Annotated in this window: 26 protein-coding genes; 13 read left to right on the forward strand and 13 right to left on the reverse strand. The window is 65.5% G+C overall.

The genetic code is table 11. The annotated features are described in order from the left end of the window. Positions 1-426: PhzF family phenazine biosynthesis protein (locus AUL28_RS10125; protein WP_156419951.1), on the reverse strand; the 426-nt coding region annotated here is incomplete at its 3' end. Between the two features lie 277 nt (positions 427-703). Here AUL28_RS10125 and AUL28_RS10130 point away from each other — a divergent pair. The 4 genes from AUL28_RS10130 to AUL28_RS10145 all read left to right on the forward strand — a co-directional run bounded on the left by AUL28_RS10130 (position 704) and on the right by AUL28_RS10145 (position 5,643). Next, positions 704-2,770 carry a M10 family metallopeptidase C-terminal domain-containing protein gene (locus AUL28_RS10130; protein WP_062232099.1) on the forward strand — a complete coding sequence of 689 codons (2,067 nt, stop codon included), beginning with the start codon at positions 704-706 and terminating at the stop codon, positions 2,768-2,770. A gap of 119 nt (positions 2,771-2,889) precedes the next feature. Then, positions 2,890-3,402, forward strand: coding sequence for a hypothetical protein (locus tag AUL28_RS10135; protein WP_062232100.1), 513 nt, complete (start codon positions 2,890-2,892; stop codon positions 3,400-3,402). Positions 3,403-3,912: 510 nt separating this feature from the next. Next, positions 3,913-4,800 (forward strand): aromatic amino acid exporter YddG, encoded by an 888-nt coding sequence (gene yddG, locus AUL28_RS10140; RefSeq protein ID WP_058634853.1) that lies wholly within the window; start codon positions 3,913-3,915, stop codon positions 4,798-4,800. 42 nt (positions 4,801-4,842) lie between these two features. Further along, positions 4,843-5,643 (forward strand): SDR family NAD(P)-dependent oxidoreductase, encoded by an 801-nt coding sequence (locus tag AUL28_RS10145; protein WP_062232102.1) that lies wholly within the window; start codon positions 4,843-4,845, stop codon positions 5,641-5,643. An 11-nt stretch (positions 5,644-5,654) separates the two neighbouring features. Here the strand turns inward: AUL28_RS10145 and AUL28_RS10150 are convergent, their stop codons facing one another. Both AUL28_RS10150 and gloB read right to left on the reverse strand, forming a co-directional pair. Then, positions 5,655-6,101 carry a cupin domain-containing protein gene (locus AUL28_RS10150; RefSeq protein ID WP_062232104.1) on the reverse strand — a complete coding sequence of 149 codons (447 nt, stop codon included), beginning with the start codon at positions 6,099-6,101 and terminating at the stop codon, positions 5,655-5,657. After that, positions 6,098-6,865 carry a hydroxyacylglutathione hydrolase gene (gene gloB, locus AUL28_RS10155; RefSeq protein WP_062232106.1) on the reverse strand — a complete coding sequence of 256 codons (768 nt, stop codon included), beginning with the start codon at positions 6,863-6,865 and terminating at the stop codon, positions 6,098-6,100. The genes AUL28_RS10150 and gloB overlap by 4 nt, the downstream gene beginning before the upstream one ends. A gap of 295 nt (positions 6,866-7,160) precedes the next feature. On the opposite strand from gloB, the gene AUL28_RS10160 reads away from it, so the two are divergent. The 3 genes from AUL28_RS10160 to AUL28_RS10170 all read left to right on the forward strand — a co-directional run bounded on the left by AUL28_RS10160 (position 7,161) and on the right by AUL28_RS10170 (position 9,485). Beyond that, a complete protein-coding gene (locus AUL28_RS10160; RefSeq protein WP_058598623.1) occupies positions 7,161-7,904 on the forward strand; it encodes a class I SAM-dependent methyltransferase in 744 nt (247 codons plus the stop codon). Between the two features lie 37 nt (positions 7,905-7,941). Continuing rightward, entirely contained in the window at positions 7,942-8,925 is a 984-nt protein-coding gene (locus AUL28_RS10165) for an aldo/keto reductase (protein ID WP_062232108.1), read from the forward strand. A gap of 101 nt (positions 8,926-9,026) precedes the next feature. Continuing rightward, positions 9,027-9,485 carry a hypothetical protein gene (locus AUL28_RS10170; RefSeq protein WP_156419952.1) on the forward strand — a complete coding sequence of 153 codons (459 nt, stop codon included), beginning with the start codon at positions 9,027-9,029 and terminating at the stop codon, positions 9,483-9,485. 43 nt (positions 9,486-9,528) lie between these two features. Here AUL28_RS10170 and metW read toward each other — a convergent pair whose 3' ends face one another. Continuing rightward, positions 9,529-10,182: a methionine biosynthesis protein MetW gene (gene metW, locus AUL28_RS10175; RefSeq protein ID WP_058634846.1), complete on the reverse strand. Its 654-nt coding sequence runs from the start codon at positions 10,180-10,182 to the stop codon at positions 9,529-9,531. After that, a complete protein-coding gene (gene metX / locus AUL28_RS10180) occupies positions 10,179-11,363 on the reverse strand; it encodes a homoserine O-acetyltransferase MetX (protein ID WP_062232110.1) in 1,185 nt (394 codons plus the stop codon). Before metX ends, metW begins: the two co-directional genes overlap by 4 nt. A 162-nt stretch (positions 11,364-11,525) precedes the next feature. On the opposite strand from metX, the gene hisC reads away from it, so the two are divergent. Together hisC and AUL28_RS10190 are read left to right on the forward strand one after the other, a co-directional pair. Further along, entirely contained in the window at positions 11,526-12,629 is a 1,104-nt protein-coding gene (gene hisC, locus AUL28_RS10185; protein WP_062232112.1) for a histidinol-phosphate transaminase, read from the forward strand. Next, positions 12,626-13,582 (forward strand): prephenate/arogenate dehydrogenase family protein, encoded by a 957-nt coding sequence (locus tag AUL28_RS10190; RefSeq protein WP_062232114.1) that lies wholly within the window; start codon positions 12,626-12,628, stop codon positions 13,580-13,582. The genes hisC and AUL28_RS10190 overlap by 4 nt, the downstream gene beginning before the upstream one ends. A 44-nt stretch (positions 13,583-13,626) precedes the next feature. On the opposite strand, the gene AUL28_RS10195 is transcribed toward AUL28_RS10190, so the two are convergent. Beyond that, positions 13,627-14,562 (reverse strand): Dps family protein, encoded by a 936-nt coding sequence (locus AUL28_RS10195; protein WP_082640382.1) that lies wholly within the window; start codon positions 14,560-14,562, stop codon positions 13,627-13,629. A gap of 108 nt (positions 14,563-14,670) precedes the next feature. Next, positions 14,671-15,705 (reverse strand): DUF2125 domain-containing protein, encoded by a 1,035-nt coding sequence (locus tag AUL28_RS10200; RefSeq protein WP_062232116.1) that lies wholly within the window; start codon positions 15,703-15,705, stop codon positions 14,671-14,673. A gap of 150 nt (positions 15,706-15,855) precedes the next feature. Here AUL28_RS10200 and AUL28_RS10205 point away from each other — a divergent pair, with 150 nt between their 5' ends. Further along, complete coding sequence (locus tag AUL28_RS10205) at positions 15,856-16,368, forward strand: gamma-glutamylcyclotransferase (protein WP_062232118.1); 513 nt, start codon at positions 15,856-15,858, stop codon at positions 16,366-16,368. A gap of 9 nt (positions 16,369-16,377) precedes the next feature. Here the strand turns inward: AUL28_RS10205 and AUL28_RS10210 are convergent, their stop codons facing one another. The 4 genes from AUL28_RS10210 to ftsE all read right to left on the reverse strand — a co-directional run bounded on the left by AUL28_RS10210 (position 16,378) and on the right by ftsE (position 19,599). Continuing rightward, a complete protein-coding gene (locus AUL28_RS10210) occupies positions 16,378-17,154 on the reverse strand; it encodes a lysophospholipid acyltransferase family protein (RefSeq protein WP_062232120.1) in 777 nt (258 codons plus the stop codon). Positions 17,155-17,227: 73 nt separating this feature from the next. Beyond that, positions 17,228-17,947: a YdcF family protein gene (locus tag AUL28_RS10215; protein ID WP_244493482.1), complete on the reverse strand. Its 720-nt coding sequence runs from the start codon at positions 17,945-17,947 to the stop codon at positions 17,228-17,230. A gap of 31 nt (positions 17,948-17,978) precedes the next feature. Continuing rightward, positions 17,979-18,947: a cell division protein FtsX gene (locus AUL28_RS10220; RefSeq protein WP_058598613.1), complete on the reverse strand. Its 969-nt coding sequence runs from the start codon at positions 18,945-18,947 to the stop codon at positions 17,979-17,981. Then, positions 18,940-19,599 carry a cell division ATP-binding protein FtsE gene (gene ftsE / locus AUL28_RS10225; RefSeq protein ID WP_058598612.1) on the reverse strand — a complete coding sequence of 220 codons (660 nt, stop codon included), beginning with the start codon at positions 19,597-19,599 and terminating at the stop codon, positions 18,940-18,942. Before ftsE ends, AUL28_RS10220 begins: the two co-directional genes overlap by 8 nt. Positions 19,600-19,813: 214 nt before the next feature. Here ftsE and AUL28_RS10230 point away from each other — a divergent pair, with 214 nt between their 5' ends. Together AUL28_RS10230 and hpt are read left to right on the forward strand one after the other, a co-directional pair. Beyond that, positions 19,814-20,185, forward strand: coding sequence for a hypothetical protein (locus AUL28_RS10230; RefSeq protein ID WP_062218220.1), 372 nt, complete (start codon positions 19,814-19,816; stop codon positions 20,183-20,185). Further along, positions 20,182-20,718: a hypoxanthine phosphoribosyltransferase gene (hpt, locus tag AUL28_RS10235; RefSeq protein WP_058598610.1), complete on the forward strand. Its 537-nt coding sequence runs from the start codon at positions 20,182-20,184 to the stop codon at positions 20,716-20,718. The genes AUL28_RS10230 and hpt overlap by 4 nt, the downstream gene beginning before the upstream one ends. On the opposite strand, the gene AUL28_RS10240 is transcribed toward hpt, so the two are convergent. Continuing rightward, positions 20,655-21,869, reverse strand: a complete 1,215-nt coding sequence (locus AUL28_RS10240; RefSeq protein WP_156419954.1) for a GGDEF domain-containing protein — start codon at positions 21,867-21,869, stop codon at positions 20,655-20,657. The two genes, hpt and AUL28_RS10240, sit on opposite strands and share 64 nt — an antisense overlap. A 320-nt stretch (positions 21,870-22,189) precedes the next feature. Here AUL28_RS10240 and AUL28_RS10245 point away from each other — a divergent pair, with 320 nt between their 5' ends. Then, a complete protein-coding gene (locus AUL28_RS10245) occupies positions 22,190-22,597 on the forward strand; it encodes a response regulator (protein ID WP_058598608.1) in 408 nt (135 codons plus the stop codon). A gap of 63 nt (positions 22,598-22,660) precedes the next feature. Here the strand turns inward: AUL28_RS10245 and tam are convergent, their stop codons facing one another. Continuing rightward, entirely contained in the window at positions 22,661-23,449 is a 789-nt protein-coding gene (gene tam / locus AUL28_RS10250) for a trans-aconitate 2-methyltransferase (RefSeq protein ID WP_062232123.1), read from the reverse strand. Positions 23,450-23,625 lie beyond the last annotated feature (176 nt).

Below are 23,625 nucleotides of genomic sequence, written 5' to 3' on the forward strand. Positions count from 1 at the left end.
GATCCGCAGCGCGCGGGCGGCCGATTCGAGCCGGTCCGGCGCCAGCGGCTCGATGCGCGTCGGCGGCGCGACGAAGGCCGGGCGCGCGCCCGCCACGTCGACCTCAACCACGCCCACCGCGCATTCCTGCCGCACGAGGCCCGGTTCCTTGGGCACGCCGCCCGCATGAAGCCAGCTCATGCAGCTGCCGAGCGTCGGATGCCCCGCAAAGGGAAGTTCACGCGTCGTGGTGAAAATGCGCAGGCGATAATCGGCGGCAGGCTCGGTCGGCGGCAGAAGAAAGGTCGTCTCGGCCAGATTCGTCCAGCGCGCGAAGCGGGCCATCTCCTCCTCCGACAGCCCCTCCCCGTCGAGCACCACCGCCAAGCCATTGCCCTGCGCCGCCAGCGGAGAAAACACATCGCACTGAATGAAACGCCGCCGCATGGATTGACCTCGAATCTTGACCTTTTGGGTCGAGAGTAAAGCGTTCTTCCAAAAGGAGACAAGCTTCAGGTCGGGCTGAACCTCGAGACTGATCCAAAGGTCTTTAACCCAAATCTTCGATCCACACGGCCTCAATGTTGCCCAAGCCACACGCCAAACGCGATATTTAGGAAATTATCTCTATGTAATCGGAAGCAGATGAGTCGACGCAACACGCCTCGCGTGTTTTTTTGCAGACTACCTGTCTTTCTGATCGTATCGAAAGTCCAACCGTCCCATGTGCATCTATTGCGGCAATCCCCTGCATCACATGAACGATGCCGCTGGGGTGATACAGGGTCTAGCCGCCTTGAACAGCGATGCGCGCGGCAGCGGCACCTACAACAACAAACCCTCCTTCACCGTCGCCCAGGCTGCGGCTCAGATCGGCCGAGGCGATCTGACATGGAACGGTTCGGGCCAAGCCACTTTGGGTCTGTCGGCCGTCGTGACCTATGATTTCCGCACGAGCCCGCCCGCGAGGATGCCGGTCGATACGGGCGGCTTTTCCGCTTTCAATGATCAACAGATCGCGCAAACCCGACTGGCCCTGCAATCCTGGGCCGACGTGGCGAATGTCACCTTCAAGCAGGTGACGCCCGGGGCGGCGACAAGCGCCGGCGCCCAGGACAACGCGCAGATCCTCTTCGGCAATTACGCGTCGGGAATGTCGGGAGCGGCCGGCTTCACCTATTATCCCGACCCGTCGGGCCGATCGAACGTGGCTGGAGACAGCTGGTACAATTCCACCTACAGCTACAACACCGCCCCGACGCTTCTCGGCTATGGCCGGCAAGTTCTGGCGCATGAGATCGGCCATGCGCTGGGGCTCAAACATCCCGGCGACTATAATGCGACCGACAGCACGCCCCTCACCTACGCGGCCGATGCCGTGTATTATGAGGACTCGCGTCAATACACGATCATGAGCTATTGGTCGGAAGCGCATACGGGCGGCCAGTTTGGCGAAGCCGATGCCTCTGCGCCCTTGATGGACGACATCGCCGCGATCCAGCGGTTGTATGGTGCCAACTCCACCACGCGTACGGGCAACGACATCTACGGCTTCCACTCCAATACCGGGCGGGACTTCCTGTCGGCGGCGGATGCGACCTCAAAGCTGATCTTCTGCGTTTGGGATGCAGGCGGGAACGACACGTTCGACTTTTCCCTGTATCAGCAGAACCAGACGATCGACCTTCATGCGGGGGCCTTCTCGGATGTCGGCGGCCTTGTGGGCAATGTGTCCATCGCAGTCGGCGTCACGATCGAGAACGCGATCGGCGGCGCCGGTAACGACAGGATCACCGGCAACGCGGCCGACAACCAGCTCTTCGGCAATGATGGCAACGACACGCTGATCGGCGGCGGCGGAAACGACACGCTGGATGGGGGCGCAGGCGACGACACGACGATCCTCGCGAATGCGCTTGCCTCCTACGACCACCGGATCAGCATGGACGGTTCGGTGTTGCTGCTGGAGAGCAACGGCGCGGGCGCTCGCGATGTCGTGTCCAATGTCGAGCATTTCCAGTTTTCCGACGGATCGGTTCAACTCGACCCCGGCCATCCGCTCTTCGATCCGTTCTATTACGCCGCTACGCAGCGCGACGTTTATGCGGCGGGGGTCGATCCCCTCGCGCATTTCAACGCCAGCGGTTTTCGCGAGGGCCGCAACCCCAATCCCTATTTCGATGTGAAAGCCTATCTCTCTGCCAACCCCGATGTCGCGAAGGCGGGCGTGAACCCGCTGGATCACTATGCGCAGAACGGAGCGGCGGAGGGACGCGACCCCTCGCTGAATTTCGACACGCGCCTCTATCTCCATTTCAACCCGGACGTCGCAGCAGCCCACGTCAATCCGCTTCAGCACTTTCTCACGGCCGGTCAGGCAGAGGGGCGCGCGAGCTATAAGGTCATCGGCCAGCATATCGATGCGGATGATTTCGACGCCACCTATTATCTCATGGCCAATCCCGACGTGGCGGCCGCCCATGCGGATCCTCACCAGCACTATTCGGCCTATGGGTGGCGCGAGGGACGCAACCCCAATGTTCTGTTCGATACACGCTTCTACCTGAAGCAAAACAGTGATGTCGCCGCGGCCAAGATCGATCCGCTGGCGCATTACGCGGCCAATGGCTGGCATGAGGGGCGTAACCCGTCTGCCGCCTTCAACACGACGAAATATCTCGCCGACAATGCCGATGTCGCTCAGGCCGGCGTCGAACCGCTTCAGCATTTCCTGACGCACGGCGTGCTCGAGAATCGTTCGATCGCGGATTTCAGCGCTCTGATCGCCTGAAAGGTCGCCTGCCTTCGCCTATAGGTCCCCTCGCGGCGGCGTGCCGCAGGGTGGCCTCGCATCCCGGTGCGGTTTCGATCGTTGGACGGCCAAAGGAAATGCAACCACGGGAGCATCCGATGGCCAGCACGGCAGAGCATACCGATCCGAAGCTTTGGGAAAAGGTGAAGGACAAGGTCACGAAGGGCGCCAAGGGCGGCAAGCCGGGCCAGTGGTCCGCGCGCAAGGCACAGATGGCGACCGCCGAATACGAGAAGGAAGGCGGCGGCTTCAAAGGCGAGAAGTCCAAGGACAACAGCCTTCAGCAATGGCAGGACGAGGACTGGGGCACGAAGTCCGGCAAGAAGAGTGCCGAGACGGGTGAGCGCTATCTGCCCAAGAAGGCCCGCGAGGCGCTGTCCGACAAGGAATACAAGAAGACCAGCGACAAGAAGCGCGCCGACACCAAGAAGGGCGAGCAGCATTCGGCCCAGCCCAAGGACATCGCCAAGAAGACCGCAGCCCATCGCGATGGCCATGAGGGCGGCAAGGAGCACACCAAGGCCGAGCTTTATGCGGAAGCCCGAAAGCGCGACATTCCCAACCGGTCCAAGATGAGCAAGGCCGAGCTGGAAAAGGCGCTGGCGCATTGACGCGGCGGCTCCGCGCCGTTCTTTCGCGGCGGCGCGGAGCCTTTTTTTCCACCACTGAAAGACCCGATCGCCAATGTCATACAAGCGATCGACCAGCAAGGAACTTGAGTGCGGAGAGGCTGTGATGCGGCATCCCCCGCCGATGATCGCAAGCCAGCGACTAAGATCTACGCAAGGATGCGGCTGCCAATGGCAGAGGGTCCAAGGCAGAAGCTTCGAGCGGAAAGCGGCGGATGGGTTCTCGTTTATAAGCGAGCATCGACGCGCCGAAGGCTCCGGCAGAAAAGTTCGATCCGCCCACCCCACCAGATCTCGTCGGCAGGTTTCGGAACAGCCGATGCGAGCGCCCCAACAGGCCAGGTGACGGGCGCTCGCTCGCAGGCTGTTTCCAACCCTTCGCTTCTCGGCTCGATAAGGCGAGTTCGGCTGCCTTCGCGCGCAAGGATACAACTCGCTTGGCTCCGTCGCGCGTCCCTTGCTATCGTGGAGGCGGTTTGACGGAGGGGCGAGATGGCGACGGCGCTGGGATTTTCGGCCATTTTGATGTGGTCGCTTTTGGCGCTGCTGACGGCGCGCAGCGGTGCCGTGCCGCCGCTCCAGCTCAATGCCATGTGTTTTGGGTTGGGAACGCTGGTCGGTCTCGCCGCGCTGAAACTGCGCGGCGTGCCGCTTTCGGTGTTCCGCCAGCCGCCCGCCGTCTGGGCGCTCGGCGTCATCGGCTTGTTCGGCTATCATGCGCTCTATTTCGCGGCCTTGCGCAGCGCGCCAGCTGCGGAAGCCAGCCTAATCGCCTATCTCTGGCCGCTTCTGATCGTCTTGGGCTCGGCCATGTTGCCGGGCGAGAAGCTGCGCTGGTTTCATCTGGTCGGCGCGCTGCTTGGCCTGTCCGGAGCAGGCCTCATCATCGCCGGCAAGGGCGATGGCCTGTCCTTCGAGGGCGGGCATGGGGTCGGCTATGCGCTGGCCGGCCTTTGCGCGCTGACATGGTCGAGCTATTCGCTCCTCTCGCGCCGCTTCCGTGATGTGCCGAGCGATGTCGTGACAGGCTTTTGCGCGGCGACAGCACTTCTCTCCTTGCCCGCGCATTGGATGTTCGAGACGACCGTCTGGCCGGCCGACGGCGGCCAATGGCTCGCCGTCGTGCTTCTCGGCCTTCTGCCGGTCGGCGCGGCCTTCTATGTCTGGGACTATGGTGTGAAGCGCGGCGACATCCAGCTTCTGGGCGCGGCGAGCTATGCCGCACCGCTTCTCTCGACGCTGGTCCTCATCCTGTTCGGAGAGGCGCAGGCGACATGGGCGCTGGCGCTCGCCGCCTGTCTCATCACGCTCGGCGCGGTTCTGGCCGCGCTGCCGATGTTTTCCCGGCTGCGCGATGGCCGGCTGACGAACAGCGCTTAACCTCTAGTTCCACGGCTGCACGCCCCCAAGGAAAGGCAGCCCATGTCCGCTTCGTCCCGCCCCCTCGCTCTCGTCACGGGAGCCTCTTCCGGCATCGGCACGGCCTATGTCCGGCATCTCGCCTCCACGGGATACGACATCCTGGCGGTCGCGCGTCGGCGCGAGGCGCTGGAGGCGTTGAAGAGCGAGATCGAAGCCACGCATCACACGACGGTCGAGGTTCTGCCGGCGGACCTCGAATCGGACGAGGGCCTGTCGCGCGTGGCGGAGCGCCTGCGCCAAGGCAGCTTCGTCACCATGCTCGTCAACAATGCCGGCTTTGCCGCGCGCGGTCAGATCGGCGAAATGGATCTGGCCGCCTTCGACCGGATGATCCAGCTCAATGTCGTCGCCCTCGCCCATCTGACGGACGCGGCCATGGCGCGGATGCGCGTGGAGAACCGAGGCACGATCATCCAGATTTCATCTGGCACCATGTTCATGCAACTGCCCGGCAACTCGGCCTATGGCGCGTCCAAGAATTTCGTCACGGGCTTCACCCGCACCCTCCAAGCCGAAGCCGAGGGCACGGGCATCCGCGTTCAGCTTCTGGTGCCCGGCGTCATCGCGACGGACTTCCACCGCGTCGCCGGCAACGATCTTTCGCGCTTTCCGCCCGAGCGCGTCATGTCGGCGGACGATCTCGTCACCGCCTCGCTGCGCGCGCTGGAGCTCGGCGAGCCCGTCTGCATCCCCTCCGTGCCTGATATCAAAGACTGGGACGCCTATGTCGCGGCCGAGCAGCAGCTCTCGGCCAACGCCTCGCGCGACAAGCCGGCCGCGCGATACCATGTGACGAGTTGAGGCCGGCTCGGTTACCCGCCCCGCGCCGGGCGCGGAATGGGGCGCCAGTCCTTCGGGGCCATCTCGAAGCTCTCGAAACGGAAGCCGGGCGCGACGGTGCAGCCGACCAGCGTCCATTCGCCGAGACTCGTCGCCGTCTGCCAGCAGCCGGCGGGAACGGTTAGTTGCGGCGTCTCGCCGATCAGGATGTTCGGCCCGAGCCGATGCGAGGACGCGTCATGCCCGTTGGGCGAGAGCGTGAGAGCGAGCGGCGCGCCGGCGTGCCAGTGCCAGGTCTCGGCCGCATCCGTCACGCGATGCCATTCCGAGGTTTCGCCGGTGTCGAGGAGATAAAGGATCGCGGTGGAGCGCGAACGCCCCTCCCCGTCCACCGCCTCGTCCCGGAAGGTCTCGCGATACCAGCCGCCTTCGGGATGGGGCTGGAGCCCCAGCCGGGCGACGACGTCCCGCGCCCTCAATATCCGTTCCTCTTCTCGCGCAGCGCCGCGAAGATCGCGACGGGATCTCCGCCTTCCATGCCGAAGGCCACCGCCAACTCGGGATCGTCCGCCCGCAGGAACGGGTTGGTCTTCTTCTCGCGCCCGAGCGCGACGGGCAGCGTCGCGCGGTGCTCGACGCGCAGCGCCTCGACCTCCTTCACCCGCTCCTGCAACAGGAGATTGCCGGGATCGACATCCACGGCAAAGCGGGCGTTGGTCGCGGTGTATTCATGGCCGCAATAGAGCATCGTGTCGTCGGGCAGCGCGCGCAGGCGCTGGAGGCTCTCCCACATCTGCGCGGGGGTCCCCTCGAAAAGCCGGCCGCAACCGAGCGAGAATAGGGCGTCGGCGGCAAAGAGCGCCTTTTCCCCCGGCAGGAAATAGGAAATCTCGCCCGCCGTGTGGCCGGGCGTGTCGATGACCTCCACCTGGATGCGCCCCAGCGCGAAGCGATCGCCCCCACGCACAGGTCGGTCGAGCCCCGGAATGCGCGCCGCCTCGTCCGCAGGGCCGATGATCTCGCAACCGAACCGCGCCTTCAGCGCCTCGTTGGCGCTCACATGGTCGTCATGGTGATGCGTCGTCAGGATATGGGTCAGCCGCCAGCCTTCCTGCTCGAGCGCGCGCAGGATCGGCCCTTCTTCCGGCGCGTCGATCGACAGCGTGATGCCGCTGTCCTGATCATGCAGGAGAACGCCGAAATTGTCCCGGCGGCAGGTGAATTGTCGGATCGAAGCGGCCAATGCGCTCTCCCTCGTTTCGCGGCTTAGAGCGCCTAACAAAACCTCTGGGCGGAGGCTGGCCGAGGGATTTTTGTCAATCCACGCGGAGCGAAGCGCAGTCGATGCCGGCGGCATCGGCGAGCATTCGCGACAAAGTGGTTGGCAAAAAGACCCGGCCAGCCGACCCCCGAGGTTTTGTTAGGCGCTCTTATGCCGCCAGAGATAGGGCATCGCGGCCCAGCAACAAAACAGCGGTGCGAAGGCGCGCGCATTGCGTTAGGGTCGGACACGAAGTGCAACAGCCGCGAGCCTGCGATTGAACGCCGACATCACCGAATTGCGGGACTTCTATGCCACCCGCCTCGGCGAGGCCGCCGTGCGCTCGGTCGCGATGGCCTTAGGTCCGATCTGGAAGCCGATCCCGCAGGAGCGGCTGGTCGGCATCGGCTATGCCATTCCCTATCTCGACAAGCTGGCCACCGATTCGGAGCGCCGCCTCGCCTTCATGCCCGCCGCCCAAGGCGCGGTGAACTGGCCGGTGCATCAGCCCTCGCTGACCGCCCTCGTCCATCCGGCCGAGCTGCCGCTGGGTGACGCCTGCATCGACCGCATCCTCATGGTCCATGCGCTGGAATTTGCCGAAAGTCCGACGGAGATGCTGGGCGAAGCCTGGCGGGTCTTGGCGCCCGGCGGGCGGCTGGTTCTGGTTTTGCCGAGCCGGCGCGGCGTCTGGACCCGCTTCGAGCACACGCCTTTCGGCTCGGGCCGGCCCTGGTCGCGGACCCAGGCGACGCAGCTCCTGCGCGAGACCATGTTCACGCCCTCGGGCTTTTCCGACGCGCTGCACTTCCCGCCCTTTCGCCGCGCCGGTCTTCTCAACATCGCGCCGCTCTGGGAGCGGATGGGGCGGCGCGGCTGGCCGATCTTCTGCGGCGCCATCATCTTGGAGGCGACGAAGCTTGTGTATCGCGGCATTCCCGTCACGCATCGCGAGAAGCAGCGTCTGCGCCGCCTGCGCCCGGTTCTCCTGCCGCATGGCGCGCCCGCCCTTCACCGCTGACACGAGTTTTCCTTCCAGCCCTCACGGAGACATTTTTATGGAACAGCGCAAGCTCGGCCCCGACCTCACGGTCTCCGCTCTCGGCCTCGGCTGCATGGGCATGTCGGAATTCTACGGCGAGGGCGACGATGCCGAGTCGCTCAACGTCATCCACCGGGCGCTCGATCTCGGCGTCACGTTCATCGACACGGCGGACATGTATGGCGTCGGCCATAATGAGGAGTTGGTCGGCCGCGCGCTGAAGGGCCGGCGAGACAGCGTCATCCTCGCCACCAAGTTCGGCCATATGCGCGCGCCGACGGGCGAGCGGCTCGGCATCAACGGCCGGCCGGACTATGTGCGCAAGGCCTGCGACGCCAGCCTCCAGCGCCTCGGCGTGGAGCGGATCGATCTCTACTACCAGCACCGGGTCGATCCGAACGTTCCGATCGAGGACACGGTGGGCGAGATGAGCCGGCTGGTGGAAGAGGGCAAGATCGGCTTTCTCGGCCTGTCGGAAGCCGGCCCGCAGACGATCCGCCGCGCCCACGCGACCTGGCCCATCGCCGCGCTCCAGACCGAATATTCCCTCTGGAGCCGCGACCCGGAAGAGGAAATTCTTCCGGTCCTGCGTGAACTCGGCATCGGCTTCGTGCCCTATTCCCCGCTCGGGCGCGGCTTCCTGACGGGGCGTTTCCCCACGCGCGAGGCGATCCCCGAGGATGACTATCGCCGCACCGCGCCGCGCTTTGCCGAAGGCAATATCGAGAAGAACCGCCAGCTCCTGCGCACGGTCGAAGGCATTGCCGAGCGCCACGCCGCCCGCCCCTCGCAGGTCGCGCTTGCCTGGGTTCTGGCACAGGGAGAGGACATCGTGCCCATCCCCGGCACCAAGCGCATGAAGTATCTGGAAGAGAACACCGACTCGGTGAACGTCACGCTGTCCGCAGACGATCTTGCCGAACTCAGCGAGACCTTCGCCCCCGGCAAAGTCAGCGGCGAGCGCTATGGCGAGGCGAGCTTGAAGATGGTGGGGCTGTAACAGGCTCACGTTATCGAGGCGACATGCGTGGCCCATAGAGAAGGCCGCGCGGCCCCGGAATGGTAGTTCTGCGTTTGGCCTGCGAGACGAGAAAGCTCTCCATGCGCACGCTCTCCGACATACAGACGCAGTATCCTTATCTCCTGCATACGAACCGCGAACTCGGCCTTATGCTGGCCGGCATCAAGCCCGCCGCCTTCTTCGGAGACGCGTTGGATGCCCTCTCGCCCGTGTTGGTTCGCTATCTCAGGCGGTTCGACCGCCATGTCGCAGCCGGCCGTCTCGTTCGGCGGGACTGCTGCCTGGACCCGAGACCGCGACTCCCGTGGAGAATGCACCGCATCTACTTTGCTCTACCCGCCGAAGAGTGGCGAATCGACGAGTTGATCGCCCTGCACGACGCGATGTTCATCGACCGGATTTGGTCGGTCGAGACCGAGCGGCGCGAGGGAGAACTTCTGGGCTACGAAGACCGGATGAACGATTTCCACCTCGCCCGACTGGCACGGCTGGCAGAGGAACGAGACACGGAAACGCTCGATCAAACCGTCGCGGGCTGATGCATTTCCCTGTCTCGTCCTTATGGAGAAGGATGGCTTCCCCTCACCGCTTCAAGACGAACACCGCCTGCTGGCCGAACAGGTTCCACAGCCACCAGGGCATCCGCACGCCCAGCCGCTCGCCCGAAGCGTTGAGCGCGACGGCGGTTTCGACCTCGGCGCCCACTTCGCGCGCGAGGTCCACGAAATCGCGGATCGTGCAGAAATGGATGTTGGGCGTGTCGTACCAGGAATAGGACAGACTTTTGGTCACCGGCATCCGCCCCTTGAAGAACAGGGAGGAGCGCACCGACCAATGGCCGAAATTCGGGAAGGAGACGACCGCGCGCCGGCCGATCCGCAAAAGCTCGGAGAGGACGAGCTTGGGATTGTCCGTCGCCTGGATGGTCTGCGACAGGATGGCATAGTCGAAAGCCCCGTCGGGATAATGGACGAGATCGCGGTCGGCGTCGCCCTGGATCACCGACAGGCCGCGCCGCACGCATTCGTTGACGCCGGGCTGCGACAGTTCGATGCCGCGCACATCCACGCCGCGCCGGCTCTGGAGAATTTCCATCAGCGAGCCGTCGCCGCAGCCGATATCGAGCACGCGGCTACCGCGCGCGACAAGATCGGCGATGAGTTCGAGATCGACGCGCCGGCTGGGCGCCTCCGCGACCTCGGCCGTGGTCGGAACAGGGGCGGCGGTCACGCTCATGGCAGAAGGCCTCGGGCCTTGGCGGCGGAGGAGACGAAGCCCTGCACCGCGCCGGTGAATTCCGGCTCGTCGAGAAGAAAAGCGTCGTGGCCCTTGTCGGTCTCGATCTCCACGAAGGAGACGGAGGCGGCATTGGCGTTCAGCGCATGGACGATGGTCCGGCTTTCGCTGGTCGGGAACAGCCAGTCGGACGAGAAGGACACGAGGCAGAAGCGCGTCTTGGCACCCCGGAAAGCCTCGGCCAGCCTGCCCCCATGCTCGCCCGCGATGTCGAAATAATCCATCGCGCGGGTGAGATAGAGATAGGCATTGGCATCGAAGCGATCGACGAAACTCATACCTTGGTGGCGCAGATAGCTCTCGATCTGGAAATCGGCCTCGAAGCCGAAGCCGAGCTTTTCGCGATCCTGGAGGTTGCGGCCGAATTTGCGATGCAGCGCCGCTTCCGAGAGATAGGTCACATGCGCGGCCATGCGCGCGACGGCGAGCCCCTTGTGAGGGCGCGTGCCGTATTGAAGATAATGCCCGCCGCGCCAATCGGGATCGGCCATGACGGCCTGCCGGCCGACCTCGTGAAAGGCGATGTTCTGCGAGGAATGGCGCGCGCCGGTGGCGATCGGCAGCGCCGCGAAGACGCGCTCGGGATAAGCCACCGTCCATTGCAGGCACTGCATCCCACCCATCGAGCCGCCGATCACGGCGAAGAGCTGGCCGATGCCGAGCCGATCCATCAGCATGGCCTGCGCACGCACCATGTCTGGGATGGTGAGAACGGGCAGATCGAGCGCGTAGGGCAGGCCGGTCGAGAGATCGACCGAGGCCGGGCCGGTCGAGCCCATGCAGGAGCCGATGACATTGGAACAGACGACGAAGAAGCGATCCGTGTCGATCGGCTTGCCTGGCCCGATCAGCGTGGACCACCAGCCGGGCTTGCCGGTCACAGGATTGGGGCTGGCGGCATACTGATCGCCCGTCAGCGCATGGCAGACATAGATCGCGTTGGACTTGTCGGCGTTCAGCTCGCCATAGGTCTCGTAGGCGATGTGAAAGGGAGACAGCGTGCGCCCGGCATCGAGGCGCAGCGGCTCGTTTTCGCCGAAATAGGCGACCTTGGACGAGGGCTGGCGGGCCTCGCGAATGCCGAGGTTTTCCCCGGTGACAGGATCGGCGATGATGGACATGACCTGTGCTATCGACTGCCGGGCGCGAAGGCAACAATCTTGCGCGCGCCCTCCCCTGCGCCCTGACGTTTCGGCCCGCGCGGGCTCCTGCGCTCGACAAGGCGGCGTGGCGGGTCTATGCGACCCCCAACGATTTTCGCCAACCTTGCAGGCTCGTTTCCCATGTCCGAACAGCGCGCGCGTCCCGTTCCCAAGCCCGGCGTTCTGGATATCCACGCCTATGTGCCGGGCAAGAGCCGCGCCCCCGAAGGCGTGAAGCTGCACAAGCTTTCCTCCAACGAGACGCCTTTCGGCGCTTCGCCCGCCGTGCAGGCGGCGCTCGCCGAAGTGGCGACCCATCTGGAACTCTACCCGGACGGGCAGGCGAACGCGCTGCGTCAGGCGATCGGCGAGGTGCATGGGTTGAACCCCGCCAACATCCTTTGCGGCAACGGCTCGGACGAACTGCTCGGCCTGCTCGCGCAGGGCTTCCTGTCGCCCGGCGATGAGGCCGTTCACACCGAGCACGGCTTCCTCGTCTATGACATCTATATCCGCGCGGCGGGCGCGGTGCCGGTCGTCGCTAAGGAGTGGGACGAGCGGGCGGAGGTGGATGCGATCCTCGCCTGCGTGAGCGAGCGCACCAAGATCGTCTTTCTCGCCAACCCGAACAATCCGACCGGCACCTATCTGCCGGCCGACGAAGTGCGCCGCCTTCATGCCGCTCTGCCCGCGCATGTGCTTCTCGTGCTCGACGCGGCCTATGCGGAATATGTCCGGCGAAACGACTATTCGTCCGGCCTCGAACTCGTGTCCGAGAACGAGAATGTCGTGATGACGCGCACCTTCTCGAAGATCCACGGCCTCGCCAGCCTGCGCATTGGCTGGATGTATGCGCCCGAAGCCATCGTGGACGCGCTGGACCGCATTCGCGGCCCCTTCAACCTCAACGCCATGGCCATCGCGGCCGGCGCCGCCGCCATTCGCGACCGCGCCCATGTCGACAAGACCGTCGCGCACAACAATGAATGGCTGGAGCGACTGACCGTGGGCCTCTCCGCGCTCGGCCTGCGCGTGACGCCCTCGGTCGGCAATTTCGTGCTCGTCCACTTTCCGCAGGATTCTGGGCGCACGGCGGCCGAGGCCGACGCTTTCCTGACCGAGCGCGGCTTCATCCTGCGCCGCGTCACGGGCTACGGCTTTCCCCATGCGCTGCGCATGACGGTCGGCTCGGCCGAGGCCAACGAAGGCGTTCTCGCCGCGCTGAAGGAGTTCATGGGCCGATGACCACGCCGCTTTTCGACAAGGTCGCGCTGATCGGCATCGGCCTCATCGGCTCCTCCATCGCGCTCAATATCCGCGACCGGGGCTTGGCCGGCGAGGTCGCCATCGCCACGCGCCGGCCCGAAACGCTGAAGCGCGCCGAAGAGCTGAAGCTCGGCACGAGCTACCATCTCGATCCGGCCGAGGCCGTGGCCGGCGCCGATCTCGTGATCCTGTGCCTGCCGGTCGGCTCCTGCGGCGCGGCGGCAGCGGCCATCGGCCCGCATCTGAAGCCCGGCGCGATCGTATCGGATGTCGGCTCGGTCAAGGCCGCAGTCGTCTCGGCCATGCAGCCGCATCTGCCGGATCATGTCCATTTCGTGCCCGGCCATCCGATCGCCGGAACCGAACAGTCCGGCCCGGACGCGGGCTTTCTGGAGCTGTTCGAAAACCGCTGGACCATCCTGACGCCGATCGAAGGCACCGACCCCGCCGCCACCGAGCGCCTCGTGCGCTTCTGGAAGGCGACGGGCGCGATGGTCGAGACCATGACGGCCGAGCATCATGACCTCGTGCTCGCCATCGTCAGCCATGTCCCCCATCTCATCGCCTACAATATCGTCGGCACCGCCGCCGATCTGGAAACGGTGACGCAATCCGAGGTCATCAAGTTCTCGGCTTCGGGCTTTCGAGACTTCACGCGCATCGCCGCCTCCGACCCGACCATGTGGCGCGACATCTTCCTGAACAATCGCGAGGCGGTTCTGGAAATGCTGGCGCGCTTTTCGGAAGACCTAGCCTCGCTCCAGCGGGCCATCCGCTGGGCGGACGGGGACACGCTGTTCGACCTCTTCACGCGCACCCGCGCCATCCGCCGCTCCATCGTGGAAGCGGGCCAGGACACGCAGGAGGCCAATTTCGGCCGCCTCAAGCCCCGCAAGGACCCTTGGAACGAAGGCTCCGCGCCGGGAGAATGAATGGAGGGCCGAGGCGGCGAAGCCTCGGCCCTGTCTGGGTCGGTTCAGGGGCGCGGTGCCGGCGGCGTGTTCGGCTTCGGCATTCCGGGCTTTGGCATTCCGGGCTGCGGCGGCGCGGCCTTGGGTGCGGCATCGGAGCGAGTGTCGCCCGTGTTCGCGCCATTCAGTTGGACCGGCTCGCGGTTGGCGGGAAGATCGATCGACCGACCCGTGTTCAGCGGCTGCGCGTTGTTGGCGTCGGTCGGCGTCGTCTGCACATAGGCGCGCATCATCCACTGATACTTGGCGAGTTGCCCTTCCACCTCCTGCAGGATGTTGGAGGTCTCCGGGTCGTTTTCCTCAGACGCGCGGATCGCGCCGCGCACCTCTTCGCCCACCTGCTTGTAGGCCAGGGTGAACCAGCGCACGACCTCGCCGTCGTCGATGAAGCCGCCCGGAAACTCCGGCAGCGAAGAGGTCTGGACGATGGTCGTCGCGCGGCCGTCCGACGAGACGCCGATGGCGAGCAGACGCTCGGCCACAAGATCGGCCATCTTGCCCCAGGCGGTGTGCTGCTCGTCGAGTTGCTCATGCAGGGGATAGAAGAACGGGCCGGACACGTTCCAGTGCGCCTGCTTGGTCTGGAGTTGCAGGGCCTGCAGTTCCGTCAGCGTGTTCTGAAGCGCGCGCACCGAGGCTTTCAGACCCTCCTCGCCGCCATTGGGCGAGATGTAGGGCGCCGAACTCACCTGATTGTTGGGATAGGGCGATGAGTCCTGCGGCACGGCTGGCGGCGTGGCAGGAGAGCTTGATCCCTCCGCGCCGATCTCCCGCAGCTTGGGCGCGAGGGCTTGGCCCTCGGTCCCGGCGACGGACGCCGCCAGCTCTTGGCCCGAGGGCGCGGCTTGGCTGGATGGTGCGGGCGCTGGCTGCGCCAGCACCGGGAAAGCGATGAGAACGGCGGCGAGAGACAGGGCCGAAGACGAGAGCAAACGGTTCAAGAGACATCTCCGAAAGGATGGGATGTCCGTCCAACAGCCCGAGTCGAGCGAAGGTTTCAGCTATACGAAAGCGTATAGAACGAACCATCGAACCGGCGACCGTCTGCCTCAGATCCGCGGCAGGCGGCCGAGCGGGATGAAGCCGAGGCGCGCTTCGCCATTTCGCACCTGAACGTCCACCACGGTCTTTCCGTCCTCCTGCCGGCCGGCAAAGCCGACCGCGCCGGCGATCGTCGTGGCGAGGCCGCCCGTGCCGGGCACGAGGACGCCGACCAAGCCGGCGATGGCCTGCGGGTTTTCCAGCGCGAGGCGGAAATCGCCCGAGAGTTCGCCCGTCGGCGACACGCTGAACGGGCCGGACAATTGCGCCCCGCCGCCGCCCGGCAGCGCAAGTTCGAGAAGCCGGATCGTACCGGCCTGCCCGCGCAAGGCTTCCGAGACATTGGCGGCCGGAACGCCCGACCGCAGCCAGCCGGCCGCGCCGTCCACCGAGAGATCGGCGGAGAGATCGAAGGGCGGCAGCGGCGGGATGCCGGGGATCGTGGCGGCGATCGCCTTGTCCGTGAAGGCGAGGTCCAGCGCCGCGCCGTTCTGCCGCGCATGGGCTTCGAGATGCTGCGAGCTGGCGATCGGCGCGCCGGCTTCCTGCCCGTTGCGGGTCGAGAGAACCGGCGCTTCCATCACCAGCGAAAAGCGCTCCAACCCTTCCGTCCAGAGCGTGCTGGAGGCCTGGGCCAGCGTCCAGTTCAGATGGAGCGGGGGAAGGTCGGGCGTGTCCACCAGCGCGGGGCCGTCGAGTTCGGCGACGATATGGCTGGGGTCGTAGACTTGGGCGGCCGTGCGCAGCGCGCCCGTGGCGAGGCGCACGCCGTTCTGCGGGGCGTCCACCGAGACCTTGTCGCAGGAAAGGCCGAGCCGGAACGGAAAGCCGAAGACCTGCCGGTTTTCGCATAGGACGACCGCGCCGCGCCCGGCCGCCGCATCGAGCGCCGAGACGATGCGCCGATCGAGTTCGCCCGCCAGCCAGTACCAGCCGCCCGCGCCGATGGCGGCGAGAAGGATGACGAGCGCCAGAAGCCAGCCGAACACGCGGCCGGCGGCCGAGCGTCGTGGAGCCTGCGCCGGGATGCTTGACCTTGCCATCGTCTCGTCCTTTTTCTCGCCGCAAGCGCCCTGGCCGGATTCGCGGCCGGCCGGCGCTCCGTTTCACAACCCGATTCGGTTCGGGGATGAGGCTGCATCAGTCAAACCGGGCAGGCTTGTGGCGTGCCCGCGAAGGGAATGGCAAGCGCTATGGGCGATTTGTGGGTGTTTGGCTATGGCTCGCTGATGTGGCGGCCGGGCTTTGCCTTCGAGGAAAGGGTGAAAGCCCGGCTCGGCGGCTTTCATCGCTCGCTCTGCATCTATTCCCATGTCCATCGCGGCACGCCGGAGCGGCCCGGCCTCGTCTTCGGCCTCGACCGGGGCGGCTCATGCATCGGCATGGGGTTCCGCGTAGCGGAAGACAGGCGGGAAGAAACGATCGCCTATCTGCGCGAGCGCGAACTGCCGACCAGCGTCTACAAGGAAACCACCCTGCCGATCCGCCTCGAAGACGGCCGGCCCGTGCGCGCGCTCGCCTACATCGTGGATCGCGGCCACACGCAATATGCCGGGCGGCTGGACGTGGAGACGGCGGCGCGGCTGGTGGCGGGCGGGCACGGCCAGTCCGGCCCCAATGTCGATTATGTCCGCTCGGCCCATGAGGAAATCCGCCGGCTCGGCCTCACCGACCGCTGGCTGGGCGAGGTGGTCGCGCGGCTTTGACGGACCAGCTCAGACCGTCTGCGCCAGATGCGCGGCCAGAAGCGGGCTCACTGGCAAGGCCGGCTGTTCGGCGATGGCCCGGCGCATCAGCGCGTCGGACGAGGCTTCGATGCGCCCTCCGAGGGTCTTCAGCAACGCGTCTCGCTTCAGCCCCGGGCCGATCGGCTCCAGAAACTCGGCGCGGATCGTGCCGGGCTGACGGCGCACCGCCTGCCTTGGCCAGAACAGGCCGGAATTGAGGCCGACCGGCACGATGCTGAGGCCCAGCGCATCGTAGAGGAAGTGGATGCCGGGGCGATAGTTCGGCGCGGTGCCCGGCGCGGCGCGTGTGCCTTCGGGAAAGATGATGATCTGCCGCCCGTCCGCGATGGCTTTGCGCGCCTCGGCCAGAAGGCTCGGCAGCACCGCGCCGCGCCGCTTGCGATCCACGGGGATCATGCCCATGCGCTTGGCATACCAGCCGAAGACGGGGATCTTCATCAGTTCCTTCTTGAGAATGAAGGTCGGCTTCTCGAACTGAGGGACGAGCGCGATCACCTCCCAGAAGGACTGGTGCTTGGACGCGACGATCACCGGGCCGGCCGGAACATGCTCCTGACCCGTGATCACCGAGCGCGTGCCGGCCGTGAGGCGCAGAAGCCAGAGACTGGAGCGCGCCCAGAACTTCACCAGCCGCCAGCAGACCCGCTCGGGCACGATGAAGAAGATCGGCAGATACAGGAGAATCTGCCCCGCCAGATTGGCGTAGAACAGGATCTGAAACAGGATGGATCGAATAAGCGTCATGAACGGGATCGCAAAAGGCCGGCCGGGCTGCGCGCGAGGGCTCGCGCGCCGCTGTCATACGAGGCTTTGAGGATTATTTGAAGGACGCCTGAGAGCCGACATGCCCGGCCACGCGCCGCTCGCCATCGGCCGTCACCACATGGTGCCAGGCGACGCGCGCCTTCACCGCCAGAACCTTGGCATATTCGGTCGCGAGAAGCCGGAGACCCAGCCGCGTCGGCCAGCCATCGGCTCGCCAGAGCTTGTCGGGCGAGACGGGATAGGGAACCACTTCGGGAGCGTCCGGGACATCGGCCATTTCCAGGAGCGAACGCGGAATATGGTAGTCGCTGGTCACGAGCAGCAGGCGGCGGAAACCGTGCCGATGGGCCCAGCGGGTCGCCATTTCGGCATTGCCGATCGTGTTCAGCGCCTCGTAGTCGAGATCGACGCAGCATTCGAACAAGGCGCTGTCGGTGCCCGTGGTGCGCGCCAGAGCCTTGGCGCTGGTGCCGCGATTGACGCCGCTGACGAGAAGCCGCTGCCCCTCCCCGCTGCGCAGAAGCTCGATGCCCTGTTGCAGCCGCTGCTCGCCGCCCGTCAGCACCACGATCCCGTCCGCCTGCGCGGCCTCGGGGGGTGTCGTCAGAAGCGCCACGTCCCGCGCGAAGCGCACGAAACCGCCCGCGAGATAGGAGGCGGCGGCAAAGCCCAGAAGGAACACGGCCACGAAGAGACGCCGCCCGGTATGCCGCGTTCGACGCCGGCTTTCCGTGCTCCCGATCTCGCGCCTCAAACCCTCCGTGCCCGTCATGCCCATATAACGCCGGCTCTCGATTGTTCGTTCACGCTTCCACCGGCGAGAGCATGTCGATGGCGGCCAATTGCCGGATCACGGTCACGCGAGATGTGACCGCCGTCAACACCCCGATCAGCACGATCAGCAGGAGAACGCCGCCATAGCCGGTCCAGCCGATGGAAAAGGAGCCGAACAGGGCGCTGATCTGGTCGGCCTCGGGCGTTGCCTGATTGGCCGCCGTCCAGCGCCCGAAGAGGTAGAAGGCGCAGAGCGCGACCGCGCCGCCGGCCAAAGCGCCGATGAGGCCGAGCTTCAGGAAATGACGCTGGAACTCGGCTGCGATGAAGGAACCCCGCGCGCCGACGAAATGCAGCACCTCGATGATGTGCCGGTTGCCCGTCATGGCGCCGCGCGTGGCGAAGACGACGGTCAGCACCGTCGCCACCAGCACCAGCGCCAGAATGGCGATGCCGGTCCAGACGGTGGCATGGGCCATGGACACGAGGCGTGACACCCAGGCGCGGTGATCGTCGAGGCTGGCCTGGGGCACGGCGTCGCGGATCGCCTTGCCGAGCGCCGCGAAATCGGGCGGGTCGTCCTCGTTGATGGCGATGATGACGAGACGGGGCACGGGCAGATCGTCGAGCTTCAGCCCTTCGCCGAGCCAAGGCTCCAGAAGCCGGCTGGTGGCCGCGTCGTCCATCGCCTCGGCCGACAGGATGCCATGGGTCGAGAGCGCCACCATCTGCACGCGGCTGAGCGCGGCGCCCATGTCCAGCCCCTCGTCGGGTCGGATCTGCACCGTGACCTCGCGCGCGATCTGAGATTGCCATTGCGCGGCCGTGTCGGACACCAGCGTCACCGCCCCGACCGTGAGGCTTGCCAGAAAGGTCATGATGGCGATGACGGTCAGAAGCGCGCGGCCCGCGACATTGCCGGGCGGCACGATGGGCGCGGCGCGTGCGCCGGCCGAGCGCGCGAGGGCCGGCAAGCGGGAGAGAACGCGATCAATCATAGATGTCGAGCCGCCCGTCCCCCAGCACCAGCCGCCGGGCTTCCACCTGCTCCATCAGCGCCAGATCGTGCGTGGCGATGACGACTGCGGTGCCGGTGCGGTTGAGTTCCATGAAGAGCCGCAAAAGACGGCGCGCCAAAGGCGGATCGACATTGCCGGTCGGCTCGTCGGCCAGAAGAATATCGGGCTGGTCGATCAGGGCGCGCGCGATCGCCGCGCGCTGCTTCTCGCCGCCCGAGAGAACGAGCGGGGGCGCGTCGAGCCGGTCGCCGAGGCCGACCCAGCGGATCAGGTCTATCACGTCCTGCCGGTAGCTCGCCTCGTCCTTGCCGCGCACGCGCAGCGGCAGCGCGACATTCTCGTAGGTCGTCATATGGTCAAGCAGGCGGAAGTCCTGAAACACGACGCCGATGCGCCGGCGGATGGCCGGAAGGTCGGTGCGCTTCAATGTCGCGGCATCGCGGCCGAGCACGGTGATCGTGCCGCGCGTCGGCCTCAGAGCCAGAAAAAGCATCCGCAGAAGGCTGGTTTTGCCCGCGCCCGAAGGCCCGGTCAGAAACTGGAACGAGCGCGCGCGGATCTCGAAGGTGAGATCGCGCAGCACCTCCGGCCCCATGTCGTAACGCAGGCCCACATTCTCGAACCGGATCAAGCCGTTCCGCCCTTTCGCATTCCCGACCCGCCCCGGCAGGGTCGCGGCCTTGTCTCACGCCCTGTCGGTTTGGCGCAACTTTCCGGCGCCATTCGGGCCGGCGAGGTCAGCCTCGGCGCAAGGTCTTTATGTCTTATTAACCATGCGAGCTTACCGATCGCTGACCAATCGGCGCCTTCGCCGGCCTTTATCGTACCAGCTTCAGGAGCGGCCCTTGCGCTCTCGTCACGCCTCCTCCGCCGCGCGCGCCTACGACCAGACGCCTTGGCGCGAAAGCCGAAGCATCGTCATCGATCTCCAGGCCAGACGCATTTCCCCGGCCGCCCCGCCGGCCGAACCGGAGCCGGCTCCAGCCGAGCCCTATCGCTGGGACGATTTCGAAACGGCCAACAGCAACGCCGCGCCCCCGCCCCGCTCGCGCGATCTCGGCTCGCGCCGCAGCGTCGCGAAGGACATGAGCGTCGAGACACGGCTGATGATCTGTCTTTTCGCCTTCCTCTTCCTCTTTGCCGCACCCGCGCCTATGTCGCCGCAGGCAAAGCCGCCGGTGAAACAGTCCGTGCTGGCAGGAAGGGTACATCCATGATCCGCGTGCGTGGCAAGACGATCGAAACGCTCTTCTCCGAAGAGGACATCGCCCGCGAAATCGAGCGCATGGCCGCCGAGATCGCGGCTCACAAGCCCGAGAACCTGCTCGTCGTAGCCGTGCTCAAGGGCTCGTTCATCTTCGCGGCCGATCTCATCCGCGCGCTGCACCGCCATCATGTGGCGCCAGAGATGGAGTTCATCCAGCTCTCCTCCTACGGCACGGGGACGGTCGGCGGGGACGTGCGCATCGTGCGCGATCTCGACGGGCAGATTGCCGGCCGCAAGGTGCTGATCGTGGACGATATTCTGGAATCGGGCCGCACGCTGAAATTCGCGCGCGACCTCATGCTCTCGCGCGGGGCGACGGGGGCGGAAATCGCCGTGCTTCTCGACAAGCGTATGCGCCGCGTGATCGAGCTGGAAGCCGATTATGTCGGCTTCGACTGCCCCGATCATTTCGTCGTCGGCTACGGGATGGACGTCGCCCACACGTTCCGCGAGTTGCCCTTCGTCGGCCGCGTCGTGAGCTGAGAGTTCAATAGGACGACCTGATTGCGCCCCCGCGCCTTGGCTTCATAGAGGGCGAGGTCGCAGCGGCGCACGAGCGACTGAAGCGTGTCTCCAACCGGCAGCGCTTCCGCGACGCCGATGCTGGCGGTGCAGGTGAGGCCCGGCACGCCGAAAAACCGGGTGCCCATCACAGCCAGCCGAACCGCTTCGGCGATCTGAGTCGCGCCGGCGGCATCACAGGGCATGAAGGCCGCGAACTCCTCCCCGCCAATGCGTCCGGGCCGGGTCGAGAAGCCGTGCGCCGTCAGAGTGGCCGCGACCACGGCGCTGACCTTGCACAAGACCTCGTCGCCGGCCTGATGGCCGTAGGTGTCGTTGACCGACTTGAAATAATCGAGATCGAAGCACAGAAGCGAGAGCGGAGACCGCCCCAGCTCGCAGGCCGCCAGGCCCTCACCCAGCGCCTCGAAAAACGCGCGGCGATTGAGAAGCCCAGTCAACGGATCGCTTTGCGCTTGGCGCAGCAAGGCGCGGTCCGCCTCTTCCTTCAGGAAAAGCAGGAAGCCCACCCCTCCGCCCACGCAATAGATATAGGCGGCCACAAGTCCGCTCGTTTGAGGAACGGACGGATCGTTCAGAGACACGCCGTCGAAAAAGCCGGAATAGGATCGGACGGCCGACGCCACGCAGTTCAGCAGGAAAACCCCGAACATCATCCAGACCAGCCGCGTGCGATGCGCAGGTAGAACAATCGCAAGGCTCGTGTAGAGGCACATCAGGCTGACGAACCCGCTGGCGATCCCGATCAGATAGGGCTGGCTCCAAGTCCCGAGATGGACGAAGCCGATGCCGATAAGGGCGATACAGACGGGTATCACGCTTTGGAGCCGGCCGAGCCCCCGCAAGCGCGCGATCGTGGCGCCTTCCAAGCTATAACCCAGGAACACCATACTCGTCGGCAGGATTAAGGACAGGGCTGGAGGTAGAAGACCAACCAGCCCCAGGAGCAGGCAGGCGGAACCGTGCAGAAGGCGACCCAGAACAAAGCCACGAATGGCCTCCGCATAGTGAGCGTCGGCGCGATAGGCCGTCAGCAGGAGGCATACCACCATGTCCACCAGGAACATGAGCTTGAAGAGAGTGGGGACGTCCAAGACGAGAGCTGGACTCACGGAGGCACCTAAGCTTGGTCGAGACGCGGTTCGAGCCTCATGCTCTCGCTGATTTCCGTTAGGATATGCTGAAAGCGCCAGACAATATCAGGTATTTCGGATGCACATCTTTCAGATACATAAGCTTTCTACTGTCGCATGATCTTCCGCCATCCGTATCATCTCGCCGGATGTCGATCTCACGCCGATTGAAGTTTTTACCCTTCTCTAACCACGCTTCGTAAGGCTTCGCACAAGGATGATGCCGGATAATCCGATCTAGGGGCCGGTCTTGCCCAAAGCCGGGCGGCCCCGGCCGATGTGTGGGAGTTTGACGGATCATGGCACGAATCCTCATCGCGGAAGACGAAGCAGGCGTCCGACTCCTCGTGGCCCGTGCTCTGCGCATGGAAGGACATGAGATCGTCATGGCCGAGGATGGCGAAATGGCCATCGATATCCTCGCCGAGGAAAACGGGCGTTTCGATCTCATCCTGTCGGACATCCGCATGCCGGGCATGACCGGCATCGAGCTGGCCTATGCCGCGCGCTCGGCCTTCCCCGACCTGCCGATCCTGCTGATGACCGGCTATGCCGAGCAGCGCGAAGCGGCCGAGGATCTCTGCCAGATCATTCTCGGCGTCGTGGACAAGCCCTTCACGCTGGCCGAAATCCGGATGCGCGTGGCCGTCGCCCTGCGCGATCCCAGCGCCGACGAAGACATGTTTCTGATGCGCCGCTACGGCTGAGCGGCGTCAGGGTCAGGGTCAGGGAAATGCGAAAGGGCCGCGAGGCCCTTTTTTCATGCGTGATCACCGACGCCGCGCCACGAAGAACAGGCGGGGAAAGGCCAGAAGCCGCTGTCCGTCGGCTCTCGCCTCGTAGCGCCGCTCCATCTCTTCGGTATAGCGCTGGAGAAACCGTGCTCGCGCGTCTTCATCGAGCGGATCGATAAAGGGCTTCAGCCCCGTCGAGCGGAACCAGTTGGTGATCGCGGCCGCGCTCTCCATCGGATGCTCGTAGATCGTGGTCCAGACATCGACCTCGCTCGCCTGCGGAACCAGCCAGTCGTAATAGCTGCCGCGCGCGGCGACATCCTCCCGCGCCTCCGACATGCCCGAAAGAAACCCGGCGAAGTCCGGCTCGGCCGCGATGTCGCGCATGGCGATCTGCGCGGGCTCGGCGAGATTGTCCGGGATTTGCGCGGCGAGAAGCCCGCCCGGCGCGACATGGGCAAAGAGTCTGGGGATCAGCCTGTCATGCCCCAGCACCCATTGCAGCGAGGCATTGGCATAGAGAAGATCGAAGGGCGCGGCCGGCTCGAAGGCGCCGATATCGGCCCGCTCGAAGCGACAGGTCGGCAAGCGCCGGCGCGCCGTGTCCAGCATGGCCTCCGACGTATCGAAGCCGGTGATCTCGGCGTCGGGAAAGCGTTGGAACAGGAGTTCGGTCGAGTTGCCGGGGCCGCAGCCCAGATCGGCGATGCGAAGGCCCCGCCCGCCCTCGGGCGCATCCAGCCGGCAGCGGGCCAGTAGGTCGCGCGCGGGCCGCGTGCGCTCGTCCTCGAAACGGCTGTAGAGTGAGGGGTTCCATTCCGCCATGACGGGCCTCCTTGCCTGACGCAGCGTCTCATAGACCTGCATCGTACCCGTGGCGAGAGGTCGTCAGCCCCCCATGAAGCGCCGCGAGCTGGGGCGAAAACGCCGCGCGGAGGATGGTCGACGGATTTTCGTTCGATAACGAGGGGCGAAGCGCGGCCGATGCCGGCGGCAGAAAC

Source organism: Aureimonas sp. N4 (assembly GCF_001463925.1).
Classification (GTDB): Bacteria; Pseudomonadota; Alphaproteobacteria; order Rhizobiales; family Rhizobiaceae; genus Aureimonas; species Aureimonas ureilytica_A.

What these genes read in the sequence shown, in the direction of transcription:
- AUL28_RS10130 (WP_062232099.1), top strand. Translation starts at nt 704, where the DNA reads ATGTGCATCTATTGCGGCAATCCCCTGCATCACATGAACGATGCCGCT.
- AUL28_RS10135 (WP_062232100.1), top strand. Translation starts at nt 2,890, where the DNA reads ATGGCCAGCACGGCAGAGCATACCGATCCGAAGCTTTGGGAAAAGGTG.
- yddG (WP_058634853.1), top strand. Translation starts at nt 3,913, where the DNA reads ATGGCGACGGCGCTGGGATTTTCGGCCATTTTGATGTGGTCGCTTTTG.
- AUL28_RS10145 (WP_062232102.1), top strand. Translation starts at nt 4,843, where the DNA reads ATGTCCGCTTCGTCCCGCCCCCTCGCTCTCGTCACGGGAGCCTCTTCC.
- AUL28_RS10165 (WP_062232108.1), top strand. Translation starts at nt 7,942, where the DNA reads ATGGAACAGCGCAAGCTCGGCCCCGACCTCACGGTCTCCGCTCTCGGC.
- AUL28_RS10170 (WP_156419952.1), top strand. Translation starts at nt 9,027, where the DNA reads ATGCGCACGCTCTCCGACATACAGACGCAGTATCCTTATCTCCTGCAT.
- metW (WP_058634846.1), bottom strand. Translation starts at nt 10,182, where the DNA reads ATGAGCGTGACCGCCGCCCCTGTTCCGACCACGGCCGAGGTCGCGGAG.
- metX (WP_062232110.1), bottom strand. Translation starts at nt 11,363, where the DNA reads ATGTCCATCATCGCCGATCCTGTCACCGGGGAAAACCTCGGCATTCGC.
- hisC (WP_062232112.1), top strand. Translation starts at nt 11,526, where the DNA reads ATGTCCGAACAGCGCGCGCGTCCCGTTCCCAAGCCCGGCGTTCTGGAT.
- AUL28_RS10190 (WP_062232114.1), top strand. Translation starts at nt 12,626, where the DNA reads ATGACCACGCCGCTTTTCGACAAGGTCGCGCTGATCGGCATCGGCCTC.
- AUL28_RS10200 (WP_062232116.1), bottom strand. Translation starts at nt 15,705, where the DNA reads ATGGCAAGGTCAAGCATCCCGGCGCAGGCTCCACGACGCTCGGCCGCC.
- AUL28_RS10205 (WP_062232118.1), top strand. Translation starts at nt 15,856, where the DNA reads ATGGGCGATTTGTGGGTGTTTGGCTATGGCTCGCTGATGTGGCGGCCG.
- AUL28_RS10210 (WP_062232120.1), bottom strand. Translation starts at nt 17,154, where the DNA reads ATGACGCTTATTCGATCCATCCTGTTTCAGATCCTGTTCTACGCCAAT.
- AUL28_RS10215 (WP_244493482.1), bottom strand. Translation starts at nt 17,947, where the DNA reads ATGACGGGCACGGAGGGTTTGAGGCGCGAGATCGGGAGCACGGAAAGC.
- AUL28_RS10220 (WP_058598613.1), bottom strand. Translation starts at nt 18,947, where the DNA reads ATGATTGATCGCGTTCTCTCCCGCTTGCCGGCCCTCGCGCGCTCGGCC.
- hpt (WP_058598610.1), top strand. Translation starts at nt 20,182, where the DNA reads ATGATCCGCGTGCGTGGCAAGACGATCGAAACGCTCTTCTCCGAAGAG.
- AUL28_RS10245 (WP_058598608.1), top strand. Translation starts at nt 22,190, where the DNA reads ATGGCACGAATCCTCATCGCGGAAGACGAAGCAGGCGTCCGACTCCTC.
- tam (WP_062232123.1), bottom strand. Translation starts at nt 23,449, where the DNA reads ATGGCGGAATGGAACCCCTCACTCTACAGCCGTTTCGAGGACGAGCGC.